Source organism: Phycicoccus ginsengisoli, assembly GCF_054779295.1.
Window position 1 is genome coordinate 49,088 of sequence record NZ_BAAGYN010000003.1, and the last position, 24,005, is coordinate 73,092.

Genomic DNA, 24,005 nt, shown 5'->3' on the forward strand with positions numbered 1-24,005 from the left:
CTAGCCTGCAGGCATGGGCACCACCGGCGACCAGCGCGAGCTCACCGTCGGCATGGGGGCGAGCGGCCTCGCGACCGCCGACATGGTGCTCAACATCGGCCCCCAGCACCCGGCCACCCACGGGGTGCTGCGGCTGCGGATCGTGGTCGACGGCGAGCGCATCGTCAGTGCCGACCCCATCGTCGGGTACATGCACCGCGGCGCCGAGAAGCTGTTCGAGGTGCGCGACTACCGGCAGATCGTGGTGCTGGCCAACCGGCACGACTGGCTCTCGGCGTTCGCCAACGAGCTGGGGGTCGTGCTCGGCGTCGAGCGGATGCTCGGCATGGAGGTCCCGGAGCGCGCGGTCTGGGCCCGCACCCTGCTGGCCGAGCTCAACCGGGTGCTCAACCACCTGATGTTCCTCGGCTCCTACCCGCTCGAGCTGGGCGCCATCACCCCGATCTTCTACGCGTTCCGCGAGCGCGAGGAGCTCCAGGCGGTCATGGAGGAGGCGTCCGGCGGCCGGATGCACTACATGTTCAACCGCGTCGGGGGCCTCAAGGAGGACCTCCCGGCCGGCTGGCTCGACCGGGTCGCCCACGCCGTCTCCTCGGTCCGCCGCCGGCTCCCCGACCTCGAGTCGATGCTGGTCGGCAACGAGATCCTCGAGGCCCGCACCAGCGGGGTGGGGGTGCTCACGCCGGAGACGATCGCGGCATACGGCGTCTCGGGGCCCATCGCCCGCGCGTCCGGCGTCGACGTGGACCTGCGGCGCGACGAGCCCTACCTCGCGTATGCCGAGCTGTTCGCCGAGGGTGGGCCGGGCCGGGTCGTCACGCGCACCGACGGCGACTGCCTGTCCCGGCTGGAGGTGCTGCTCGAGCAGGTGCACGTCAGCCTCGACCTCGCCGAGGCCTGCCTCGACCGGCTGCGGTCGCTGCCGCGCGGCCCGGTCAACGTCCGGCTGCCCAAGGTGCTCAAGGTGCCCGAGGGCGACCTCTACACCGCCACCGAGAACCCCCTCGGCTTCAACGGCTACTACCTGGTCTCCCGCGGCGAGAAGACCCCGTGGCGGCTCAAGCTGCGCTCGGCGTCGTTCAACAACGTGTCGGTGCTCGGCGAGGTGCTGCCGGGCAACCTCGTGTCGGACATGGTCGCGATCCTCGGCTCGATGTTCTTCGTCGTCGGCGACGTCGACAAGTAGCGCCGCCCTCTCGCCGCACGTCGGGCCACCAAGCCCTCGACCGACCCCACCGGAGCGCGACTCAGTGGCCCTAAGTCGGGATGGGGCCGGGGTCAGGCGTCGTCGCGGCCGTCGTCGCGCCGGTCCTCGCCACCGCCGTCGATGCGGCACATGCGCTGGGTCAGCATCCCTGCGACCGCGAGCAGGGCGGCGGCCACGCTGACGGCCAGCAGCCGGAACAGTGCGTCCCGGTAGCCCGGCAGGTCGAGGTCGGCCACCGCGTGCGGCACGAGCCCGGCGTACCAGCCGAGGACGGCCGACCCGGTGAGCCCGGCGGCCTGCGCCAGCACCAGGGTGCGGGCCGCCCGGATCGGGCTGAGCGTCTTGGTCGCCCGGCCCCGGATGAAGCGGCGCACGGGAAGGCCCGCCGCGAGCACGAGGACCGCCATGAGGACGAGCAGCACCGCGGAGACCCAGGATGGCGCCGAGAGCAGGTGGCCGCGCCCGAGGTAGACGCGCCACCCCACGAACGACACCAGCCCCACGACGAGCGCGATCGCCACGAGCTGCGACCAGCGCAGCCCCGTGCCGGAGTTCACCACGGGCCCTCCAGGAGGTCGATGTCCGGCCCGGGGCGCACGCCCGAGGTGTCGAGCCCGGCGACGATGTCACCGACCCGCCGCACCTGCCCGGCCACCCGCAGCACGGCCTCCGGGTCCGCCTGCAGCCACGGCACCAGCACGAACGCGCGCTCGTGGGCCCGCGGGTGCGGCAAGGTCAGGGTCGTGGTCTGCATGACGACGTCGGTGTCGAACACCGGGTCGCCGTACTGCACCAGGTCGAGGTCGAGGGTCCGCGGGCCCCAGCGCACCTCGCGGGTGCGCCCGTGCTCGCTCTCGATGTCGTGCAGCCCGGCCAGCAGCGACGACGGTGCCAGGTGCGTGGTGCCCGTGACGACCGCGTTGAGGTATGCCGGCTGCTCCGGGCCGCCGACCGGGTCGGTCTCGACGACGCGGGAGACGGCGGTGACGTCGAGCAGCCCGTGCAGGGCCAGTGTCGCGTCGTGCAGCGTCTCGGCGGAGTCGCCGACGTTGGACCCGAGCGCGACGACGACGGGAGTGCGCCGCTCGCGGGCCACCACGACCTGTACGTCGGTGAAGGGGACCCCCACGGGCGCCTCCGGCTTGTGCACCGTGACCTCGACCGCCTCGACGAGGGGGCGGGCCAGGACCCGGTCGGCGATCCGTGCCGCGAGCGCCTCGATGAGGTCCAGCGGCTCTCCCTCGACGAGCGCGACGACGTCGGCGGCCACATCCGCGTAGTTGACCGTGTCGGCCAGGTCGTCGCTGGACCCGGCCGGCGCCAGGTCGACGTCCATGGTCACGTCGACGACGAAGGTCTGCCCGTCGCGCTTCTCGAAGTCGAGGACGCCGTGGTGCCCCCGGGCCGAGATGCCCTTGAGGACGATCTGGTCGGTCATGGCGCCTCCTGCAGGGCCCTGGCCACTCGCATCGCGTCGAGGGTGGACGGCACGTGGTGCACGCGTACCCCCCACGCGCCGAGCCTGGCGGCGTGCATCGACGTGGCGGCGGTCGCCACGTCACGGTCCAACGGCTCGCGCGGCGGCCCGCCCTCGGGCACCCCCAGCCGGCCGAGGAAGGTCTTGCGCGAGGTGCCCACGAGGACCGGGTGCCCCAGCGCGAGGAGCTCACCCAGGCGGGCCAGGAGGGTCCAGTTGTGGGGGGTCAGCTTGGCGAACCCGAAGCCGGGGTCGAGGACCAGCCGGTCCTCGCGCACCCCCTGCGCCGTCAGCGCGTCGACCCGGCCGAGCAGCTCGTCGCGGACCTCCCGCACGACGTCGTCGTAGACCGCGCGCGACTGCATGCCGGCGCTGTGGCCCCGCCAGTGCATGACGACGAACGGCACGCCGGCGTCGGCGACGACCGCCCCCATCGCGTCGTCGGCCAGCCCCCCGCTGACGTCGTTGACGAGAGCCGCGCCCGCTGCGAGCGCCGCCTCGGCGACCTCGGCCCGCATGGTGTCGACCGACACGACCGCGCCGTCCTGGGCCAGGGCCCGCACGACGGGCAGCACCCGGCGCAGCTCCTCCTCCACCGAGGGGCGCTCCGCCCCGGGCCGGGTGGACTCCCCGCCCACGTCGAGGACGTCGGCGCCCTGGGCCAGCAGCTCGTGCCCGTGGGCGACTGCCGCGTCGGGCTCGAACCACTGCCCACCGTCGCTGAAGGAGTCGGGGGTCACGTTGACCACGCCCATGACCACCGGCAGGCCGTCGGCGCGGCGCAGCGGCCAGTCGGCGGTCATGCGGCCCCCACGGCCTCGCGGGCGCCGCCGAGCCGGCCGAGCTTTGGCCAGACCAGGAACGCCTCGGCCTCCAGCGCCGCCAGTGCGACCCGCGGCAGGTCGGACGCCGCCGGGTAGACGAGGAACCTCGGCTGCCACTGCGGCTGGAACTTGGCGTTGAACCGGTACAGGCTCTCGATCTGCAGCCAGCGGGAGGCGAAGAGCAGGACCCGGCGCCACAGCCGCAGCACCGGTCCGGCTCCGAGGCGCTCGCCGCGCTCGAGCGCGGAGCGGAAGGCCGCGAAGTTGAGCGAGACCCGGCGCACCCCCAGCTCGGGCGCGCGCTGCAGGGCGGTGGCGATCATGAGCTCGTTGACGCCGGCCTCGGCCGTGGAGTCGCGGCGCATCACGTCGAGCGACATGCCGTCCTCGCCCCACGGCACGAACTGCAGGAACGCGCGCACGACGCCGTCCTGGCGAGCGGTGACGAAGACGCAGTCGGGGTCCGCGGCCGGGTCGACGAGCCGGCCGAGCGCCATCGAGAAGCCGCGCTCGGTGTCGGACGACCGCCAGGCGGACGCGTCCTTCATCGCCTCGTCGCGCATGGCGGGGTCGACGTCGCGCACGCGGGTGACCTCGACGGCATACCCGGCACGCTCGATCCGGCCCACCATCTGGCGCACGTTGCGCATCGGCCGTCCCTGGAGGGTGAACGTCGTCGTGTCGACGACCGCCTCGTCGCCGAGCTCGAGGGCGGTGAAGCCCGTCTCCCGGACCCACACGGTGCCCGCGTGCTCGGAGCAGCCGAGGACGGCCGGGGTCCAGGCGTGGTTGCGCGCCTCCTCGAGGAACGCCTCGATGGCCCCCGGCCACGCCTCGGGGTCGCCGAGCGGGTCTCCGCTGGCGAGCATGACGCCGCTGACGACGCGGTAGGCGACGGCGGCCTTGCCGGTGGGCGACCAGACGACGGACTTGTCGTGGCGGGTGTTGAAGTACGCGAGGGAGTCGGCGTGCCGCTGCATGAGCAGGCGCAGCCGGGACTCGTCGTCGTCGGTGAGCTCGGGGCGGGGCTCGGCCGGTCGCAGGGCCAGGTAGACGGTGGTGAAGGCGGTCATGAGACCGAGCCCGAGCAGGAGGGACCCGACGATGTCGTCCGCGCGGGTGTGGGTGAACTGCAGCGGCCCGCTCACCCCGACCGCGCCGTAGAGCAGCTCCCGCACGAGGTCGGGGAAGGAGGGGAAGCCGCCGACGATGTGGCGGCGGTTCATCCAGATCGCAGCGGTCCCGGCGAGGAACGACACGGTCCCCAGCACCAGGAAGGCGCGGACCGCACGCCACCGGGTGCTCGGGTCGCCGAGGGCGAAGAACTCGCGCCGGTAGCGCACGAGGAGGGCCAGCGCCCCCAGCGAGACCAGCGTCGAGATCGGCTCGACCTTGGCCGCGTGCAGCACCACCGAGATCCCGAGGAGCGTGACCGCCGCGCGCCAGGCGCGCCGCTTGCGCCGCTTGAGCGAGTGCCCGAGGACGAACAGCAGGACGCCCGACACGACGGTCGCGGCAGCCGCGGCGTCGGACAGGGCGCCGGGCAGCACCTCGGTCACCTCGACCAGCCGGTGCCGCCAGCTGTGCAGCAGCCCGGTGAGCAGGTCCAGCAGCCCGATGAGGTAGGTGAGGTTGCCCAGGAGGGCCGGCGCCCTGCTGGCGGCCAGGAACCCGGGGAGGCGGGGGGTGGGGGTGCGCGTGCTCTCCCGACCGCTCACCGCTTGCCCCCGAGCAGGAGGGACATCGCCTCCGCCCGCGTCGCGGGGTCGCGCAGCTGGCCGCGCACGGCCGAGGTGATGGTCCGCGACCCGGGCTTTCGGATCCCGCGCATCGACATGCACAGGTGCTCGCACTCGACGACCACGATGACGCCCTGCGCGCCGAGGTGGGTCACGAGCGCGTCCGCGACCTGGGTCGTGAGCCGCTCCTGCACCTGGGGCCGCCGGGCGTACATCTCGACCAGCCGGGCCAGCTTGGACAGGCCGGTGACCCGGCCGTCCCGGGCGGGGATGTACCCGACGTGGGCGACGCCGTGGAACGGCACGAGGTGGTGCTCGCACATGGAGTACACCTCGATGTCGCGCACGAGGATCATCTCCTCGTGCTCGATCTCGAACGTCTTGCTCAGGACGTCGGCCGGGTCGAGGGCGAGGCCGGCGAAGAACTCGCCGTACGCGCGCGCGACCCGTGCCGGCGTCTCGACGAGGCCCTCGCGGTCGGGGTCCTCACCGATGGCGATGAGCAGCTCACGGACGGCTGCCTCGGCACGCGCCTGGTCGACCACGTGCCGTGGCGTCTCGGATGGCATCGAGGTGACGCCTCAGTGCTGCCCGGCGCCGGGGTCGACCGGGTCGCTCCCGGGCGTCTCGATGATCTGCGTGGGCGGGTGCTCCTCGGCCGACTTCACCGCACCGGCCTGCGCGGCCCGGTCGATCGCCGCCGCGGTGTGGCGGTCGGTCCCGGCGGACTGCAGCCCGCTGCCGTTCTGCGCGGCCCGCTCCGCCGGCGTGAGCACCGGCGGCTGGTCGGACAGGAACCGGGTCTCACTCGAGAGCCAGGTCGGTCGCAGCGGGCGCTTGCGCACCGGCTGGAACAGCTCGGCGAGCTCCTTGGCGTTGAGCGTCTCGTGCTCGAGCAGCTCGAGCACGAGGTGGTCGAGGATGTCGCGGTTGTCGTTGATGACGTGCCACGCCTCGTCGTGCGCGTTCTCGATGAGCTTGCGCACCTCCCCGTCGACGACGCTGGCGATCTCCTCGGAGTAGTCGCGCTCGTGGCCCATGTCGCGGCCGAGGAAGACCTCGCCCTGGCTCTGGCCCAGCTTGATCGCGCCGATGCGCTCGCTCATGCCGTACTCGGTGACCATCTTGCGGGCCATGCCGGTGGCCTTCTCGATGTCGTTCGCCGCACCCGTGGTCGGGTCGTGGAAGACGACCTCCTCGGCGACGCGGCCGCCGAGGGCGTACGCGAGCTGGTCGAGGATCTCGTTGCGGGTGGTCGAGTACTTGTCGTCGGTCGGCATGACCATCGTGTACCCGAGCGCGCGGCCGCGGGGCAGGATCGTCACCTTGGTGACCGGGTCGAGGTGGTTCATCGCCGCGGCGACCAGGGCGTGCCCACCCTCGTGGTACGCCGTGATCTTGCGCTCCTTGGCGGACATGATCCGGGTGCGCTTCTGCGGGCCGGCGATGACCCGGTCGATGGCCTCGTCGAGGGCGTGGTCGTCGATGAGCTTCTTGTCGCTGCGCGCGGTGAGCAGCGCCGCCTCGTTGAGCACGTTGGCCAGGTCGGCACCGGTGAAGCCGGGCGTGCGCCGGGCCACGGCGAGCAGGTCGACACCGGTGGCCATGGGCTTGCCCTGGGAGTGCACCTCGAGGATGCGGTGGCGGCCGATCATGTCGGGGGCCTCGACCGCGATCTGGCGGTCGAACCGGCCCGGGCGCAGCAGCGCCGGGTCGAGGATGTCGGGGCGGTTGGTCGCCGCGATCAGGATGACGTTGGTCTTGACGTCGAAGCCGTCCATCTCGACGAGCAGCTGGTTCAGCGTCTGCTCGCGCTCGTCGTGGCCACCGCCGAGGCCGGCGCCACGGTGTCGCCCCACGGCGTCGATCTCGTCGACGAAGACGATGGCGGGCGCGTTGGCCTTGGCCTGCTCGAACAGGTCGCGGACGCGGGAGGCGCCGACACCGACGAACATCTCGACGAAGTCCGAGCCGGAGATCGAGTAGAACGGCACCCCGGCCTCACCGGCGACCGCGCGGGCGAGCAGGGTCTTGCCGGTGCCGGGCGGGCCGTAGAGCAGCACGCCCTTGGGGATCTTGGCGCCGACCGCGAGGAACTTCGCCGGCTCGGACAGGAACTCCTTGATCTCGTGGAGCTCCTCGACCGCCTCGTCCACGCCCGCGACGTCGGCGAACGTCACCTTGGGGGTGTCCTTGGTCGCGAGCTTGGCGCGCGACTTGCCGAACTGCATGACACGCGAGCCGCCGCCCTGCATCTGGTTCATGAGGAACCAGAAGATCGCCAGCAGGATGATGATGGGCAGCAGCGAGCCGAGCAGCGCCAGGATCGGGTTGGTGTCCTTGATCTGCTGGTCCACCCCGCCGGGCGGCGGGTTGTCCTTGAGCAGCTGGATGATGCCGGGGCCGGCGGCGTCGACGTACTGCGTCTGGACCTTGGTGGCGTCCTTGACGTTCTTGCCGTCGGAGTACGTCTGCCCCTTCTTGAGGTCGATGTTGATGACCTCGTTGTTGGTGACGACGACGCGCTCGACCTTCTTCTCGGAGATGAGCTGCTGCGCGGCCGAGGTGTCGATCCGGGTGTAGCCACCCGCATCACTGAAGCTGAACACCGTCAGGGTGATCGCGACGACGGCCACGACCCAGAACAACGGGGCTCGAAGGATGCGCTTGAAGTCCATGTGTGTAGCGGGGCTGGGGACCCCGTGCCTCCTGCTCGGTCACGCTTCGTGCCGTCACCCTGCTGGGCGCGGCGTCACCACGACGGTACTACGCGGTACCCCCGTGGTTCGTGCTGGTCAACGAGCCGGATGGCGCGGGTGTTCCGGACGGGCGGCACCGGCCCGCGGCGTCCCCCTCGGGCGTTCGCCTCAGGCGTAGACGTGCGGGGCGAGCGTGCCGACCACCCGCAGGTTGCGGTACTGCTCGGCGTAGTCGAGCCCGTAGCCGACGACGAACTCGTTCGGGATGTCGAACCCGACCCACTTGACGTCGATCTCGACCTTGGCGGCCTCCGGCTTGCGCAGCAGCGTGCAGATCTCCACCGAGGCCGGCGAGCGGGACTCGAGGTTGGACCGGATCCACGACAGGGTCAGGCCCGAGTCGACGATGTCCTCGACGATGAGGACGTGCTTGCCCGAGATGTCGGTGTCGAGGTCCTTGAGGATCCGCACCACGCCCGAGGACTTGGTGCCCGAGCCGTACGACGAGACCGCCATCCAGTCGACCGGCGCCGTGCCCGGCAGCGCCCGCGACAGGTCGGCCATCACCATGACGGCGCCCTTGAGCACGCCGACGAGGAGCAGGTCCTTGCCCTGGTACTCGGCCCAGATCTCCTCGGCCAGCTCCGCGAGCCGGGCCTGGATCTCCTCCTCGGTGATGAGGACCTTCTCCAGGTCTGCTCCCATGTGGGCAGCGTCCACGGCTCTTCTCCTGGGGTGTCGGCGGCGCGGGGTGGTGCGGCGATGGCGTGCGAGGATGCCGGGCCTATTCAACCGGAGCCGGCGCGGCGATGGATACCCGGCCGCCGGATCGGGCGACGGCCAGCGGTCCGGGCACGTTCAGCGGCCCCTGGCCGTGCCAGTGGGTGAGCAGCGCATCGCAGGCATCGGTGTGCCGGCTGCCGAGCTGCCCGGGCGGCGCACCGGCGGCCAGCAGCAGCCGCCGCCACACGCGGGTGCGGACCGGGCGGGCGAGGGAGGCCAGCGCCGCCACCTCCCAGGGGCCGGCACCGAGGTCGGCCACCGCGGCGTCGGCGAGGGCGTCGAGCAGGTCGGCGTCCTCCCGGAGCTGGTCGGCGGAGCGCGCGAGCGCGGCGGCCAGCCCGGGGCCCAGGTCGCGCTCGAGGTCGCCGAGGGCGCGCCGCGCGCGGACCCGCGTGTATGCCGGGTCGGCGTTCATCGGGTCGTCCCACCACGACAGGCCCTCCGCCCGGCAGGCCGCCCTGGTCTGCTCCCGGGTGACCCCCAGGAGCGGGCGGCGCAGCAGGCCCCGCGCCCGCGGCATACCGGCCAGGGACCGCGCACCGGCCCCCCGGGCGAGGCCGAGCAGCACCTGCTCGGCCTGGTCGTCGAGGGTGTGGCCGAGCAGCACCGCCACGGCGCCCGTCTCGGCCGCCACCGCGGCGAGGGCCCCGTGGCGCGCGGTGCGGGCAGCGGCCTCGGGCCCGCCCCCGGCCCCGACCGACACCCGGCGCACGACGACCGGGTCCAGGCCCAGCCGGCGGCACTGGTCGGCGGCCACCGCGGCCACCTCGGCCGAGCCCTCCTGCAGCCCGTGGTCCACGACGACGGCGCCGGCCGGCCGGCCGGAGCGCCGGGCCGCGAAGGCCAGGGCCTCGGCGAGGGCGAGCGAGTCGGCGCCACCGCTCACGGCGGCGAGCACCAGGCCGCCCGGCGGGAGCTCGGCGAGGGCGTCGCGGACGGCCACCCGCACGGCGGCCGTGGCTGGGTGCGGTCCGCTCACGACGGGGTCAGGCGTGCACGCGGGCGACCCAGGAGGCCGGTTGGTCGACCTCCTCCGGTCGCGGCAGGGTCTCGGGCGACTCCCAGACGCGGTTGAAGCCCTCGATCCCCACGGTGTCGGTGACGGCCCGGACGAAGGCGGCGCCGTCGCGGTACTGCCGCATCTTCGCCTCGAGCCCGAGCAGCCGGCGCAGCAGCCTGTCGACCGCACCCGCGCCCCTGCGCCGGGCGTCGAACCGGCTGCGGATGTGCGAGACGGAGGGGATGACCTGCGGTCCGACCTCGTCCATGACCACGTCGGCGTGGCCCTCGAGCAGGGACATCACCGCCGTGACCTCCGCGAGGGCCCGGCGCTGCTCGGGCGTGGCGACGAGGTCGATGAGCCCGGTGCCACCGGCCCGCAGCGCGTCGGGCAGGGAGGTCGCCAGCCGCGACAGCGTCTCCTGGAGCGACTCGGGGTCGGGCACGAGGTCGACGGCCAGGGCCCGCACCCGCTGGACCATGTGGTCGCGCAGCCAGGGCACCGCCGTGAACTGCACGCGGTGGGTCTCCTCGTGCATGCACACCCAGAGCCGGAAGTCGTGCGGATCGAGGCCGAGCTCGCGTTCGGCCTGGACGATGTTGGGGGCCACGAGCATGAGGGCCGGGGTGCCGTCGGGGGCGAGGTCGTACTGGCCGAGGACCTTGCCCGCCATGAAGGCCAGCAGGGCGCCCGCCTCTCCCCCGCTCACCTTGCCCGTGACGGCCCGGGCGGCCTCGCCCGGCGTCCGGCGCTGCGACGCGGCGATCTTGACCATCACGGGGTCCATCAGCGCCGCCATCGAGTCGGCGTTGAGGCTGATCCAGGTGGACCGGTCCACCACGACGGCTGCGGGGGCGTCGCCGGGGGCGTGCAGGCGGGAGGTCTCGGCCACGGGGCCCTGCGCGCGAGCGGCGCTGGTGCGCACCGAGGCGACGACGTCGGCGGCCTCGGCGGCGCTGACGCGCGGGCCGGGCGCCACGAGCCGGCGGCCGGTCGCCTTGGCGAACTCCCAGTCGACGTACCGCGTCGTCGGTGTCTGCACGCTCATCTCCTCACCGTAGTCGTGGCGGTCGGCCAGGACCTGCAGGATCAGCGACAGCCGCAGGTGGCGAGCCGTGCCACGAAGCGGTCCAACGCGGCCCGGGCCTCCAGCGTTCCGACCCCGCCGGGCAGGCCGTCGGCGAGGACGACGAAGGACAGCACCCTGCCGTCGGCGTCGATGACGGTGCCCGCGATGGCGCTGGCGCCGGTGAGGGTGCCGGTCTTCGCGCGGGCGAGCCCGGCCACCGCGCGGGTGGTCTTCGCGTGGAACCGGTCGTGCAGCGTGCCCGTGAGCCCGGCGACGGGGAGCTGGGCGACGACGTCCTGCATGCCCCGCACGGAGCCGTCGGCGCCGCGTTGCAGCACGTCGGAGATGACCTGCGGAGGGATCTTCTGGCCCGAGGTGAGGCCGCTGGTGTCCTTGAGCGTCACGCCGGTGAGGTCGACGCCGAGGTCCGACACGGTCTTGCGCACGAAGGCGACCGCGGCCGGGAAGGTGGCCGGGTCACCCGCCTTGACCGCCGCCTGGCGGGCCAGCCCCTCGGTGAGGGCGTTGTCGCTGTCCGCGAGCGCCAGGGCCAGGACGTCGCCGATGGGGGCCGACTCGACCCGCGCCAGCTCGACGGCTCCCTGCGGGGCGGGCGTGGTCCACGTCGACTCCGGGGCGAGCGTGGCCGTGACCCCCACCTTCGCCAGGGCGGCCACGAAGGCCGCGGCCGTCGCCGCCTCCGGGTCGCGGGGGGCCGGCTTGTACGGGACGGCGCGCTGCCCGGCGAGGCCGATCATGCTCACGCCACCGGTGAACCCGGCCCGGACGTCCGCCTGGCTCCAGCCGGGGGCCCAGCGCGCGCCGTGGGCGTACGACGTGTCGAGCCGCAGCGTGACGCCGGTGGTGCCGCCGGGCTGGAGGGCCGCAGCCACCTGCTCGGCCAGGTCGGCCAGCCCGGCCCGCCCCTCGACGGCGCCCGGGTTGCCCTTGCCCCTGGCGAGCATGGTGTCGCCCCCGGCGACGAGGACGAGGTCGTGGGGGGTGGCGCCCTGCACGACCCGGGTGGGCAGCGTCGCCTCGGTGTCGAGCGTCGTCGAGACGGCCAGCGCCGTGAGCAGCTTGGCGGTGGACGCGGGGACACGGGGGCGGTCGGCGTCCTTGGCGTACAGGGCCTGGCCGGTGAACGCGTCGCGCACCACGATGCCGGCGTGCGGGCCGAAGCCCGGGTCGGCGACGGCGGGGGCCAGCTTCGCGGCGACACCGGTGGCCGCGGGGATCGGCGCGTCGGCGGAAGCGGGCGGCAGGGGCCGTGCCGCGGCGTCGACGGTGGGGATGTCGACGGTGGGCCCCGGGCTCGTGGTCGGGCTGGTCGTGGGCGGTGGCGCCGGCTGGGCCCGCGTCAGCACGCCCGGGACCACGTCGAGGACGTCGAGGGCCGCGTAGCCGACGAGCAGGACGAGCGCCGCCACCGAGGCTGCGATGAGCCGCCGCACTCGACCCCCTTGGCTCTCGACTTGCACCATGCGGAACACTTGGCCGCGAGCCTAGGTCATCACCCTGGCGGGCAAGAGGAAAGGGGCCAGCGTCGTGGAGTTCGACGTCACCATCGAGATCCCTCAGGGAGCTCGCAACAAGTACGAGGTCGACCACGAGACCGGCCGCATCCGGCTGGACCGTCTGCTGTTCACGTCCACCCGCTACCCCGCCGACTACGGCTACGTCGAGGACTCCCTCGGCGAGGACAGCGACCCGCTCGACGCGCTGGTGCTGCTCGAGGAGCCGACCTGGCCGGGCTGCCTGGTGCGGGCGCGCCCGATCGGCATGTTCCACATGCGCGACGAGGCGGGCGGCGACGACAAGATCCTGTGCGTCCCGGCCGGCGACCCCCGCCAGGCCCACATCACCGAGCTCGAGCACATCAGCAAGTTCGACCGCCTCGAGATCCAGCACTTCTTCGAGACCTACAAGGACCTCGAGCCCGGCAAGTCCGTCGAGGGGGCCCACTGGGCCGGCCGGGAGGCGGCCGAGCAGTGCGTGCGCGAGGCGATGACCAGGGCCACGGACGCCGGCTTCACGACCGCCCGCTGGACCCTGCCGGGACACACCGCGCAGAGCGAGGCCCGCCCCGTCACCGACTGACCGGCCCCAGGGGTCGTCCCTCAGGGGCGCCCGCCGTAGGGCAGCAGGTCGCTGCGGTAGATCGAGGCGTAGCGGACCACGGCGCCGGTGTGCGGGGCCTCGATCATCTGGCCGTTGCCGACGTACAGGCCCATGTGGTGGCTGCTGGGGCCGTCCGAGCCGAAGAACACCAGGTCGCCCGGGCGCAGGTCGCTGATCGCCACGCGGCTGGTCTCGGCCCACTGGGCGCCGGTGTAGTGCGAGAGGTACACCCCCGCCTGCCGCCAGGCCATGAGCGTCAGCCCGGAGCAGTCGAAGGAGTTGGGACCGGCGTCGCCCCAGCCGTACGGCTTGCCGAGCTGGGCCCGGGCGTAGGCGATGACGGCGGACACTCCACCGCTGGTCGGCGGCGGGGGCGGCGGGTCGGCCGGAGCCGGCGCGGACGGCGTCGGGCGGCTGGGGGTCGGGCGGCTCGGGGTCGGCCGGCTCGGCTGGGCGGCCAGCTGCTCGGCGGCCTTCTGGGCAGCCTCGGCGGCCGCCTTCTGGCGGGCCGCCTCGCGCGCCGCGGCCTGGGCAGCGGCCTGGGCCGCCCTGCGCGCCGCGGCGTCCTTGGCCTGCTGGGCGCGCTGGGCCGCGAGCCGGGCCTGCTCGGCAGCGGCTGCGGCAGCGGCCCGGGCAGCGGCCGCGGCGGCGAGGCCGTCCTGGCGCTGCTGCTCGAGGGCCACCGAGGTCTTGCGCAGCGTCGCCAGCTGCACGGTGAGCGCCTGCTGCTCGTGCTGGATCCTCACGGCCTCGGCCGTGGCCTGGTCGGCTCGCGCCTTCGCGGCGTCCCGGGCCTGCTGTGCCGCGGTGGCCGCCCTGGCCTGCTGGTCGCGAGCCGCGGCGGCCTGCGCGCGCATGGTCTGGGCGACCACCGACGAGGCCGAGGCCTTCTGCAGCGCGCGGCTGCGGGCGTCGCCGACGGCCTCGATGGCCGTGGCCCGGTCGACGAGGTCCTGGGGCCCGGTGCTCGAGAGGTACGCGTCGAGCTCGCCGAGGTTCCCACCGGACTGGTAGACGGAGGAGGCGTAGCGGCGGACCTCCAGGCCGGCCGCGTCCGCCACCTCCTGGGCCGCGGCGGCGCGCTTGGCGGCCGCGTCCGCCTGGGCGGTCGCCTGGTCGAGCTCGACCCGGGCGCCGTTGAACGCCTCGGCCGCCGCGCTCGCGTCGTCCTGGACCTGGCTGAGCCGGGCGCTCGCCGCGGCATACCTGGCGTCGAGGCCGGCCACCTCTCCGGCGGTGCTCGAGGCCTTGGCCTTGGCCTTGTCCACCTGCGACTGGGAGGGGTAGACGGGGCCCGGGTCGGCGACGGCCGTCCAGGCGGTGCCGAGGCCGAGCGCGCCGACCAGGGCCATCGCAGCGCCCCCGCGCAGTGCGCGGCGGGTGGAGGGGGTGCCTGGCACGGGGGATGCCTCTCTCGTCACGGTCCGGTGCTGGGGTCCAGCCGGACGAGACTACGACCGCCTTTTCACTCCGAACACTCTCGTCACACCAATCCCACGGCACACAGGCGTTCCGGCGGAATGACATCGCTGTGGTTCGGCGAATGACACGGATGTCTTTCAGCAGGTGGCCGCGCGGCTTCGCACAGGTGTGCGAGATGCATCACGAATTGGTCACGAAATCGGCGTTTACGCAGGTGGGAGCCGTGGATCGGCCGGCTGGACCGACTCGCCGGCCCGCAGCGCGGCATACGCGTCGGGGTCGCTGTCACGCAGCAGGCGTCGTGCACGGCGCCGGTAGCGCAGGATCTGGGTCACGCCCAGCCCCCACACGAGGTACTGCACCGCCATCGCGGCCCGGAAGGTGTCGACGGTGTAGGTCTCCGGCCCGCCAGGGGCGACCCGGTCCAGGACGATGCCGATGAGGGTCACCGTGGACAGCGAGGCGAGGAAGCCGCCGACGTTGACGATGCCGGTGGCGCTGCCGAGGCGGGTCGGCGGGTTGAACGTGCGGGCCAGGTCGAAGCCGACGAGCGACCCCGGCCCCCCGACCGCCGTCACGACGACCAGCAGCACGAGCAGCGGCAGCGGTGCGCGGCCCGGCCACAGCAGCACCACCGCCCACACCGCCATGATGAGCAGGACGATGCCGAGGATGAGGGTCGAGCGGGAGAACGGGTACCTCGTGACGAACCCCCCGATGAGCGGGCTCGTGACGACCGTCGTCACCGTCATGAGCATGAGCAGCGTCCCGGCCGTCTCGGGCGAGAGGCCCTGGCCGGCCACCAGGAAGGGGTACCCCCAGAGGAGGGCGAAGACGGTCGCACCGAACTGCGCCGAGAAGTGCGACCACAGCCCCAGCCGCGTGCCGGGCGCACGCCAGGCCGCGCGCAGGCTGCGGGCGATCGCGCGCACCTTGATCCGGTCGAGCTCGTGGTCGGGGTTCGGGGAGTCGCGCACCACGACGAGGGCGACCGCGCTCAGCAGCACCCCGACCGCGGCCGCCGTCAGGTAGGAGGGCGTCCAGCCCCACTGGTGCAGGGCGTAGACGAGCGGCGAGGCGGCGACCAGGGCGCCCAGCTGCCCCAGCAGCCCGGTGAGCTGGGAGACCATGGGGATGCGCATCGGCGGGAACCACAGGGCCACGATCCGCAGCAGCGGCACGAACACCATGGAGTCGCCGATGCCGACGAGCACCCGGGCCCCGATCCCCGCCGCGAACGTGTCGGCGAAGGCGAACGCGAGCTGGGCCACCGTCATCAGCCCCACGCCGGTGAGCAGCAGCCGCTTGGGCCCGAACCGGTCGAGCAGCGCGCCGACGGGGATCTGCATGGCGGCGTAGACGAACAGCTGCACCATCGTGAAGACCGAGAGCTGCGTCGCGGCGATGTGGAAGCGGTCGGTGGCGAGCAGCCCCGCCACCCCGAGGGAGCTGCGGTGGAACACCGCGAGGACGTAGAGGGAGACCGCCGACGCGTACACGAACCAGGCCTTGCGACCGCCGATCGGGTACTGCACGTCGCGGCTGGTCACGGCCGCCATTGTCCCGCAGGCGCGCGACGATCGGCGGCCGGGGTTAGGTTGCGGACATGCGCGAGCTTCGCCGGGACGGGCTGGTCTTCGACGTCAGCGACGACGGCCCCGACGACGGCCGGCCGGACCCGCCGGTCGCGCTGCTGCTGCACGGCTGGCCGCAGGACCGGCACGCCTGGTCACGGGTCACCCCGCTGCTCACCGCCGGCGGCCTGCGCGTGGTGGCCCCCGACCAGCGCGGGTACTCCCCCCGCGCCCGCCCCTCCGGCCGCGCGGCGTACAGGATGCCCGAGCTCGTCGCGGACGTCGTCGCCGCCGTCGACGCCTGCGGCGTTCAGCGCGTGCACCTCGTGGGGCACGACTGGGGCGGTGCCGTCGCCTGGGCGGCGGCAGAGCGCCACCCCGAGCGGTTCGCGTCGCTCACGGTCCTGTCGACGCCGCACCACCGCGCGTTCGCCGCGGCCCTGCGCCACCCGGACCAGGCGGCGCGCAGCTGGTACATGGCCGCCTTCCAGCTCCCGCTCCTGCCCGAGCTCGTGCTGCGGGGCCGGCTCGAGGCGGTGCTGAGGGGCAGCGGCCTGCCGGCACAGGACGCCAAGAGGTATGCCGCGCGCTTCCGGGAGCCGGGCGCGGCCGGTGGCGGCCTCGCCTGGTACCGCGGCCTTCCCCTGGGGGCGTCGACGCTGTCCGGCATCCCGAACCCGTTGCGCCGGAGGGGATCTCGTGATGCCGACGAGCGCCCGCCCAGCCACCGGATCACCGTCCCGACGACGTACCTGTGGGGTGCCGGGGACCCGGCGCTCGGTCGCCGGGCGGCGGAGACGAGCGAGGGCTGGGTCGCGTCGGACTACCGGTTCGTCGAGCTCGACGCCGGGCACTGGCTCCCGGAGACCCGCCCGCACGAGGTGGCCGAGGCTGTGCTCTCGCGGGCCGGAGGTGCGGGCTGAGCGGGCCGGCGGGCCTTCCCGACCCGGCGCTGGTCGTCCTCGTCGGCCCCAGCGGCTCGGGGAAGACGACCTGGGCGGCCGCGCACTACCGGCGCGCCGAGGTCGTCAGCTCCGACGCGCTGCGGGCGGTCGTGGGCAGCGGCGAGTACGACCTCGAGGCGTCCGCCGACGCCTTCGCGGTGCTGGACCAGGTGGTGGCGGCACGCGCGCGACGGGGGCTGACCGTCGTCGTCGACACCCTCGGGCTCGACCCCGACAGCCGCGACCGCTACCGCGAGCTCGGGCGTGCCGCCGGCCTGCCCTGTGTCGCCGTCCTGTTCCTGACCCCCGGGCGGTGGTGCCGGGAACGCAACACGCGCCGGGACCGGCCGGTGCCGGCGCGGGTGCTGGGGCAGCAGCTGTCGCGGATGCCCCAGGTCGGCGCGGAGCTCGCTGAGGAGGGCTGGGACCTCGTGCTCGAGGTCGACGGGTCCGGCGGGGACCTCGGCGGCGGCGCGGATCGCACGCGCGGCGGGGACCTCGCGGACGGCGCGGACGTCCGGCACGGCTCGGAGGGGACCGGGTCGGCCGGAATGCCCGCGGCAGCACGCGAGGCGGGTGGGTTCCCCGAGGTGGTCCTGCAGGTCTCGCGCTTCCCGTGGGGGCAGGACCCGGCCGGGTGGCTGCGCTCGGTCGCTCTCGCCGCGAGCGAGGCGGGCTTCGCCGGCCTCGCGCTGATGGACCACCTCATCCAGGTCCCGCAGGTCGACCGGGCCTGGGAGCCGATCCCCGAGCCGTGGGTCACCCTCGGGCTGCTCGCGGGGCTGGACACCGGCCTGCGCCTCGGCACCCTGGTCTCCCCCGTCACCTTCCGTCCCGCCGGCGTGCTCGCCAAGGCCGTGGCCACGCTCGACGTGCTCAGCGGCGGACGCGCGTTCGTGGGGGTCGGCGCGGGGTGGTGGGAGCGCGAGCACCTCGCCTTCGGGCTGCCGTTCCCACCCGCCGCCGAGCGGCTCGACCTCCTGGAGCAGGGGATCGAGACGATGCGAGCACTGTGGTCCACCGGCACGAAGGCGTATGCGGGGCAACGGGTCTCGCTGCCCGAGACCACGGCATACCCGCGCCCGGTGGGGCCCACGCCGGTCATCGTCGGCGGCGCAGGCGAGCGGCGCACGCTGCAGATCGCCGCCCGGCTGGCGGACGGGTGCAACCTGCCCAGCGACCTGCCCACCCTGCGCCGCAAGGTCGAGGTGCTCCACGCCCACTGCCGGGAGGTGGGTCGCGACCCCGCCGACGTCGCCCTCACCGTCCTCGACCTCCCGGTGGTGGGCCGGGACCGGGAGGACACCTGGCGGCGGGTGGAGCGGCTGCGCGGGCGCACCCCCGCACCGGCGTACGCGCGCCGGCACCACGCGGGTGAGGTCACGAGCCACGCCGCGCGCTACCGCGAGCTGGGCCGACAGGGCGTCAGCACGGTGTTCGTCTCGTTGCCGGACCTGGCCTCGGCTGCCGACCTCGAGCGGTTCGTGCCCGTCCTGCACGCGGGCTGACCGCGGTCGTCCCGGGGACGACGAAGGGCCGGGACACCCCCGGCGGGGCGTCCCGGCCCTGTCGGCCGGGTGCGGTCACGCCGTGCCCGGTCAGGCGGTGGCGACGACCCCCGTGAGCTGGGTCAGGGCGAACTCGGTGATCCGGACGAGTGCCTGCTTGGCGGACTCGCGGTCGCGGGCGTCGACCGTGATGACCGGGATGTGCGAGGGGATCGCGAGGGCCTCGCGGATCTCCTCCGGGCCGAACTCTCCGGAACCGTCGAACTGGTTGAGCGCGACGATGAACGGCAGGCCCTTGGCCTCGAAGTAGTCGACGGCGGCGAAGCTGTCGTCCAGGCGGCGGGTGTCGACGAGCACCACGGCGCCGATCGCGCCCTTGACCAGGTCGTCCCACATGAACCAGAAACGGCGCTGGCCCGGGGTGCCGAAAAGGTAGAGGACGAGGTTCTCGGCGAGCGTGATGCGTCCGAAGTCCATGGCCACCGTGGTGGTGTGCTTGGACTGGACCTTGGAGATGTCGTCCTGGCCCTCGGACTCCTGGGTGACCAGGGCCTCGGTGCGCAGCGGGTCGATCTCGGAGACGGCACCAACGAAGGTGGTCTTGCCGACGCCGAAGCCGCCCGCCACGACGATCTTCGTCGAGGCGCTGTTGCGGTTAGAGGGCGCGTAGTCCACTGAGAGTCCTTTCGATGAGGGCACGTCGTTCGTCGGTGGTCGTGTTCTCGGAGATGGTGGCGCGGGTCTTCATGTGCCCGGCGGTGATCAGGTCTCCCAGGAGGACCCGCGCAACGCCGAGCGGGATGTGGAGCTTGGCCGAGACCTCGGCCACGGACGGGTTCGTCGCGCACAGCTCGACGATGCGGCCGGACAGGTCACCCTCCGGCCAGGTCGCGGTCCTGGCGGACGGCAGCACCTCGAGGGTCGCCTCGATCGGCAGGTCGACCTTGGCCTCGGTGCGGCCGTGCGTCAGCGCGTAGGGCCGGACCAGCCGGGGTCCGGTGGTCTCCTCACGCTCCTCGGGCCTCATCGCCTACCCCGACATCGGGGTCCGGGCAGCCGCGTCGATCATCTGTCCGACGCGGTCGACCAGGACCGCCATCTCGTAGCCGACCTGACCGATGTCGGAGTCCGTACCGGTCAGCGCGGCGAGGTGGGACCCGTCGCCGACACTCATGAGCAGCAGGTAGCCGAGCTCCATCTCGATGACGGACTGCAGCACGGTGCCGCCCTGGAAGAGCCGGGCCGCGCCCGAGGCGAGGCTGGCCATGCCGGAGGCCACCGCCGCCATCTGCTCGGCGCGCTCGGGGGGGAGCTGCTCGCTCGAGGCCATGGGGAGCCCGTCGGCCGAGACCAGGATGGCGTGCGACACGCCCGGGGTCTCGGTCGCGAACTTGGCCACGAGCCAGTCGTACTCGCCCTTGGGCTGGGCCATGGCGTCAGTGGTGAACATCGGCGTCCTCTCGGTGTGTTCCGTCTTGTGCCTCGGTGCGCGCGGCGCTCACACCGTTCTTGTGGCGGTTCAGGTTGCGGCGGATGGTCTCCGGGTCGCGTCGCGACCCGGCGGGGGCGGTCGTGGCCACGACCGGCGCTGCCGGCGCCGCGTCCATGGCCCCGGGGATGAGGTTGCTTCCGGGGCGCCGCATGGGCAGGCCGGCCGCGCTCTCCTGCGCGTGCTGCTGCTCCTCGACGCGGGCGGCGGCGGACCAGGCCGCGTCCGCCTCGGTCGGCGACCAGTTGTCCGCACTCGGCTGGCTGGTGGGGTCGGTGAGCCAGTTGGACATCATCGCCCGGAAGATCGGGGTGTCGTTGAGGCCCGACCCGGCGGGAGCCTCCTGCGGCGCCGTGGCGGACTGCTCGGCGACCGCCTGCTCCTGCTGCGCGACCTCGGCGTCCGCGACGGGCTCCGCGTACGCGACAGGCTCGGCGTCTGCGACGGGCTCGGCGTACGCGACGGGCTCGGCGTACGCGACGGGCTCGACGTCCGCGTACTGCTCGGCCTGGGCCTCGACGACCTCGTGCCGGGGCTCGACGACCTCGGGCTCGGTCTCGGCGAGCGGGGCTGCGGGCTCGGGAGCCGACACCTGCGCGACCTCGGGTGCCGCGCCCTCGACCGCGCCACGGCGACGGGCGCCGAAGAACGAGGAGGAGTGCGCCCGCACCGCCGGCCGGACGGTCCGGGCACCGGAGGTCTCGTCCGCGGAGGGCTGGGTGGGGTCGGCATCGGCCGAGCCGGTCGCACCCGGGACGCGGGTCGGCAGGCCGTCGCCCGCGAGGTCCTCCCGGGTGGTGGTGACGTCCGTGGCGCGCGCCTCCAGCACCTGGGTCTCGTCCTCGGCCGGGCACGGCTCGGTGGCCTCCGCAGCCGGCTCCTCGACCGGGGCGACGGGCTCGACGACCGGGGTCTCGGCGACGGGCTCGACGACCGGGGTCTGGACGTCCGTGGTCTCGGCGACCGGCTCGTCGGCGAGGGCCTCGGCGACCCACTCCTCCGGGACGTGCATGTCGGTGGTCTCGGGTCCGGCCTGGGCGGCCAGCATGGTCTCCGGCGCCTCGTCGGACCCGGCAGCCTCGACCGTCGTGACCTGGTCCTGGGCGGTCTCGTCCTGGGCCTCCTCGGAGGCTCCTGCGGCGCGGGACTGGGCGGCCTCGACGAGCTTGGCGCGGTGGTCGAGCCACGCGGACAGGTTGGAGGGCATCTGGCGCGGCTCGTTGGCCTCGGCCTCGAGCCGGGCCGCCTCCGCCTGGGCCTTGGCCCGTCCGGGCAGCCAGCTCATGCGGCGCGAGGGCTTGGCGCTCGGAGCGGTCGGGGTGGCCGGGGTGGCCGACGCGTCCTGGTCGCCCTCCGGTGCGACGCTCGGGGCGTCCTCGAACTCGCGGAAGGCCGTGATCCCCGTGGCGCCGGACCGGCGCACGGGCAGGCCCGACGGCGACAGCTTCGGGGCCTCGTCCTGCCTCGGCTCGGCTCCGGCCTCGACCTGCTCGGGCGAGGTCGCCGCGGCCGTCACCGGAGCCGTTGGCGCGGTCGCGCCGTCCGACTGGGCGTCGGTCGCCTCGGCACCCGTCGGCTCGGAGCCGTTGACCGCGGAGTCCTTGACCTCGGTGACATCGGCGGAAGCGTCCCCGGCAGGCGCGGAGTGGCCGTTGACCGTGGCCGGGCTGCCGTTCGGCTGCGCACCGTTGGTGTCGCCGGACTTCGCGGCCGAGCCGTTCGTCGCGGAGCCGTTCGCCGGGCCCTTGTCGGCCGCCGGCTCGGCACCCTCGATGACCGGCTTGACCGGAGCCGGCAGGGCGGTGGAGGAGTTGGGTCCGTGGGCACCCGGGGTCCGCGTGGGGAGGACCTTCGCGGCGCCGGGGACGGGGCTGGGAAGGCTGGGGGCGCCGCTGGCGCCGCGCACGCGGGTCGGCAGGCCCGACCTGGTCGTGCCGCCGACGGCGGGCTGGACGGGCACGGACGGCGACGCCTCGGTGGGCGCGGGGGCCGAGGCCGCCTTCGCGACCGGGCGCGGCTGCCGCTCGAGGGTGGCGCTGTCGGCCAGCAGGCCGGCGGGGAGGTGGACCGAGACGGTGATGCCCATCTTGTCCTCGCCGTTGCGGCGCAGCCGGACGGCGATGCCGTGGCGCTTGGCCAGGCTGCCGACCACGAACAGGCCCATCCGGCGGGCGGTGTCGGCGGTGATGTCGCCACCGTTGGCGAGGCGGTCGTTGAGCGCCGCGAGCTCCTTCGGCGGCATACCCAGGCCGTGGTCGCTCACCTCGATGAGCAGGCCGCCCTCCGGCGTGCGGGCACCACGGATCGCCACGCGGGTGGTGGGCGGCGAGTAGGCCAGCGCGTTGTCCACGACCTCGGCCACGAGGTGGATGAGGTCGGAGCCGACGGCGCCGAGCACCTTGTCGTTCGAGGTGTCGCCGATGTCGATGCGCTCGTAGTTCTCGACCTCGGACACCGCCGCGCGGACGGCGTCGGACACGGCGATGGCGCCCGAGACGCCGCGACGGGTCGACGTGCCGGCCAGCACGAGCAGGGAGTCGGAGTTGCGGCGCATGCGGGCCGCGAGGTGGTCGAGGCGGAACAGGCTCTGGAGGCGCTTGGGGTCCTCCTCGTCGCTCTCCAGGCGCTCGATGAGGGTGAGCTGCTGGTCGATGAGCGAGGTGCTGCGGCGCGAGAGCGTCTCGAACATGTGCCCGACCTGCACGCGAAGGCGGGCCTGCTCACCGGCGAGGGCGAGGGCCTGGCTGTGCAGGTCGTCCACGGCGCGGGCGAGCTGGCCCATCTCCTCGTGGGTGGTGACCGGGATGGGCTCGAAGGCCGGCGGCTCCTCGCCGTCGCGCATGGCGACGACCGCGGCCGGCAGGCGCCGGTTGGCGATGTCGAGGGCGCCGGAGCGCACCGCGCGGATGGGCGTCAGCAGCGAGCGGAGCAGGCCGATGACGATCAGCAGGGCGGCCAGCAGGGCGATGCCGATGAGGGCGGCGTTGACGAGGGCGTCCCGCTGGTGGCTCGCGGCCCGGTCACGCAGCGTGGTCTCGAGGTCGGTGAGCTGGGAGTCGACGAGGTCGGAGTACCCGGTGTTGCTCCGCTCGATGACCGAGCCGAGCTGGGCGACCCCCTCCTTGTCGAGGGAGTCCTGCTGCAGGGCGTAGTAGCGCCGGCCGTTCTCGTTGAGCAGCTGGCGGACCGCCGAGCCCTCGCTCTCGGGCGCGCTGGCGACCAGCCGGCTCAGGGCGGCCGTCTCGGCGCCGACCGAGCCGAGCGCGCGCAGCTTGGAGCTGGCGTCGTCGGAGTTGGCCAGGTTGAGCTGCTGGCCGGTCATGGCCCGCTGCGCGGCGATGGCGTCCTGGAGGTTGGCGACGATCTTCGCCGAGCCGGAGTCGTCGGCGAGCCCGAGGTCGCTCACGGCGCTGGAGAGCAGCGTCGCGGTGCTGCCCGACTTGTCGATGATGACGCCGGAGAAGCTCTGCTGGGTCTTGGCCGACCGCACCGACTGGCCGAGGGCGAGCGCCGACTCGGCCTGCTTCTTCACCGACTCGGGCACACTCGGGGACTTGATGGCGATGCGCAGGTTGGCCGCAGCCGACTCGTACCTGGTGATGGCGGCGATCTCGCCGCCACCGCCGATCGCGTCGGCAGCGGCCAGGTGCTGCACGGCGAGGTTGTAGTCAACGATGGGACGGATGACCAGGACCGTGTCGGCAGCACGCGTCAGCGATCGCGCGGCGTCGAAGTCGGTCTTGACCCGCAGGCCTCCGAAGACGAAGGCGAGGAGGACGGGCAGTGCCAGAGCGGCGGCGAGCTTGCGTCGCAGCGGCCAGTGACCGAACGACCAGCCGGGGGAGACACGGCCGGCCGCCGACTGCAGTCTGGACACAGACTCACCTTCCTCATCAGGACAAAACTCGTGCTCAGTGCAACCTAGGGCGCTCACCCGGTGGCCCGGGTAGGCGTGCGAAGGCACTTGGCACCTTCGGACTCCGCACAACTGGCCGAACGGACTAGGGCACCTCGGTGCGTCGCCGCGCCGCCTGCGGGCAGCGTTCAGTATGGGGCTCGCGCGCCGTCCGGAACAGGGTCCGGGCCCCATCGACCGGCGGCCCCCAGCCGTCGTGGCGGCCGAACCGCTCACGCCCGGTTGGGGCCCGA

At 73.9% G+C, this 24,005-nt stretch carries 20 protein-coding genes; 4 read left to right on the plus strand and 16 right to left on the minus strand.

Features of this window, described 5'->3' with window-relative positions; genetic code table 11:
* Nucleotides 1–13 precede the first annotated feature (13 nt).
* Nucleotides 14–1,186, plus strand: a complete 1,173-nt coding sequence (locus tag ACYVDO_RS05410) for an NADH-quinone oxidoreductase subunit D (protein WP_460933532.1) — start codon at nucleotides 14–16, stop codon at nucleotides 1,184–1,186.
* A 92-nt stretch (nucleotides 1,187–1,278) separates the two neighbouring features.
* On the opposite strand, the gene ACYVDO_RS05415 is transcribed toward ACYVDO_RS05410, so the two are convergent.
* The 10 genes from ACYVDO_RS05415 to ACYVDO_RS05460 form a co-directional block, all read right to left on the minus strand.
* Nucleotides 1,279–1,764 carry a DUF3180 domain-containing protein gene (locus ACYVDO_RS05415; RefSeq protein ID WP_460933534.1) on the minus strand — a complete coding sequence of 162 codons (486 nt, stop codon included), beginning with the start codon at nucleotides 1,762–1,764 and terminating at the stop codon, nucleotides 1,279–1,281.
* Nucleotides 1,761–2,645 carry a 2-amino-4-hydroxy-6-hydroxymethyldihydropteridine diphosphokinase gene (folK, locus tag ACYVDO_RS05420; RefSeq protein WP_460933536.1) on the minus strand — a complete coding sequence of 295 codons (885 nt, stop codon included), beginning with the start codon at nucleotides 2,643–2,645 and terminating at the stop codon, nucleotides 1,761–1,763. Before folK ends, ACYVDO_RS05415 begins: the two co-directional genes overlap by 4 nt.
* Nucleotides 2,642–3,487 carry a dihydropteroate synthase gene (gene folP / locus ACYVDO_RS05425; protein ID WP_460933538.1) on the minus strand — a complete coding sequence of 282 codons (846 nt, stop codon included), beginning with the start codon at nucleotides 3,485–3,487 and terminating at the stop codon, nucleotides 2,642–2,644. Before folP ends, folK begins: the two co-directional genes overlap by 4 nt.
* Entirely contained in the window at nucleotides 3,484–5,226 is a 1,743-nt protein-coding gene (locus ACYVDO_RS05430) for a phosphatidylglycerol lysyltransferase domain-containing protein (protein WP_460933540.1), read from the minus strand. Before ACYVDO_RS05430 ends, folP begins: the two co-directional genes overlap by 4 nt.
* A complete protein-coding gene (gene folE / locus ACYVDO_RS05435; protein WP_460933542.1) occupies nucleotides 5,223–5,816 on the minus strand; it encodes a GTP cyclohydrolase I FolE in 594 nt (197 codons plus the stop codon). The genes ACYVDO_RS05430 and folE overlap by 4 nt, the downstream gene beginning before the upstream one ends.
* A 12-nt stretch (nucleotides 5,817–5,828) precedes the next feature.
* Nucleotides 5,829–7,925, minus strand: coding sequence for an ATP-dependent zinc metalloprotease FtsH (ftsH, locus tag ACYVDO_RS05440; protein ID WP_460933544.1), 2,097 nt, complete (start codon nucleotides 7,923–7,925; stop codon nucleotides 5,829–5,831).
* 189 nt (nucleotides 7,926–8,114) lie between these two features.
* The gene (gene hpt, locus ACYVDO_RS05445) at nucleotides 8,115–8,666 is read right to left on the minus strand and encodes a hypoxanthine phosphoribosyltransferase (RefSeq protein WP_460933546.1); all 552 of its coding nucleotides are present in this window, start codon (nucleotides 8,664–8,666) and stop codon (nucleotides 8,115–8,117) included.
* A 64-nt stretch (nucleotides 8,667–8,730) separates the two neighbouring features.
* A complete protein-coding gene (gene tilS, locus ACYVDO_RS05450) occupies nucleotides 8,731–9,708 on the minus strand; it encodes a tRNA lysidine(34) synthetase TilS (RefSeq protein ID WP_460933548.1) in 978 nt (325 codons plus the stop codon).
* A 7-nt stretch (nucleotides 9,709–9,715) separates the two neighbouring features.
* On the minus strand, nucleotides 9,716–10,777 hold the full coding sequence (locus ACYVDO_RS05455) for a zinc-dependent metalloprotease (RefSeq protein ID WP_460933550.1): 1,062 nt from the start codon (nucleotides 10,775–10,777) through the stop codon (nucleotides 9,716–9,718).
* Between the two features lie 41 nt (nucleotides 10,778–10,818).
* Nucleotides 10,819–12,252 carry a D-alanyl-D-alanine carboxypeptidase/D-alanyl-D-alanine-endopeptidase gene (locus tag ACYVDO_RS05460; protein ID WP_460933553.1) on the minus strand — a complete coding sequence of 478 codons (1,434 nt, stop codon included), beginning with the start codon at nucleotides 12,250–12,252 and terminating at the stop codon, nucleotides 10,819–10,821.
* Nucleotides 12,253–12,346: 94 nt separating this feature from the next.
* On the opposite strand from ACYVDO_RS05460, the gene ACYVDO_RS05465 reads away from it, so the two are divergent.
* Nucleotides 12,347–12,898 (plus strand): inorganic diphosphatase, encoded by a 552-nt coding sequence (locus ACYVDO_RS05465; protein ID WP_460933555.1) that lies wholly within the window; start codon nucleotides 12,347–12,349, stop codon nucleotides 12,896–12,898.
* 20 nt (nucleotides 12,899–12,918) lie between these two features.
* On the opposite strand, the gene ACYVDO_RS05470 is transcribed toward ACYVDO_RS05465, so the two are convergent.
* Both ACYVDO_RS05470 and ACYVDO_RS05475 read right to left on the minus strand, forming a co-directional pair.
* Nucleotides 12,919–14,319: a C40 family peptidase gene (locus tag ACYVDO_RS05470; RefSeq protein ID WP_460933557.1), complete on the minus strand. Its 1,401-nt coding sequence runs from the start codon at nucleotides 14,317–14,319 to the stop codon at nucleotides 12,919–12,921.
* Between the two features lie 228 nt (nucleotides 14,320–14,547).
* Nucleotides 14,548–15,891, minus strand: a complete 1,344-nt coding sequence (locus ACYVDO_RS05475) for an MFS transporter (protein ID WP_460933559.1) — start codon at nucleotides 15,889–15,891, stop codon at nucleotides 14,548–14,550.
* 56 nt (nucleotides 15,892–15,947) lie between these two features.
* Between ACYVDO_RS05475 and ACYVDO_RS05480 the strand changes: the two genes are divergently transcribed.
* Together ACYVDO_RS05480 and ACYVDO_RS05485 are read left to right on the plus strand one after the other, a co-directional pair.
* Nucleotides 15,948–16,838, plus strand: a complete 891-nt coding sequence (locus ACYVDO_RS05480; RefSeq protein ID WP_460933561.1) for an alpha/beta fold hydrolase — start codon at nucleotides 15,948–15,950, stop codon at nucleotides 16,836–16,838.
* A 29-nt stretch (nucleotides 16,839–16,867) separates the two neighbouring features.
* On the plus strand, nucleotides 16,868–18,367 hold the full coding sequence (locus ACYVDO_RS05485) for an LLM class flavin-dependent oxidoreductase (RefSeq protein ID WP_460934267.1): 1,500 nt from the start codon (nucleotides 16,868–16,870) through the stop codon (nucleotides 18,365–18,367).
* A 90-nt stretch (nucleotides 18,368–18,457) separates the two neighbouring features.
* Here ACYVDO_RS05485 and ACYVDO_RS05490 read toward each other — a convergent pair whose 3' ends face one another.
* The 4 genes from ACYVDO_RS05490 to ACYVDO_RS05505 are packed head-to-tail and all read right to left on the minus strand — an operon-like array spanning nucleotide 18,458 to nucleotide 23,733.
* Entirely contained in the window at nucleotides 18,458–19,042 is a 585-nt protein-coding gene (locus ACYVDO_RS05490) for a GTP-binding protein (RefSeq protein ID WP_460933563.1), read from the minus strand.
* Complete coding sequence (locus tag ACYVDO_RS05495; RefSeq protein ID WP_460933565.1) at nucleotides 19,023–19,394, minus strand: DUF742 domain-containing protein; 372 nt, start codon at nucleotides 19,392–19,394, stop codon at nucleotides 19,023–19,025. Before ACYVDO_RS05495 ends, ACYVDO_RS05490 begins: the two co-directional genes overlap by 20 nt.
* A 3-nt stretch (nucleotides 19,395–19,397) precedes the next feature.
* A complete protein-coding gene (locus ACYVDO_RS05500; RefSeq protein ID WP_240978123.1) occupies nucleotides 19,398–19,817 on the minus strand; it encodes a roadblock/LC7 domain-containing protein in 420 nt (139 codons plus the stop codon).
* Nucleotides 19,804–23,733 (minus strand): ATP-binding protein, encoded by a 3,930-nt coding sequence (locus ACYVDO_RS05505; protein WP_460933567.1) that lies wholly within the window; start codon nucleotides 23,731–23,733, stop codon nucleotides 19,804–19,806. The genes ACYVDO_RS05500 and ACYVDO_RS05505 overlap by 14 nt, the downstream gene beginning before the upstream one ends.
* Between the last annotated feature and the right edge of the window lie 272 nt (nucleotides 23,734–24,005).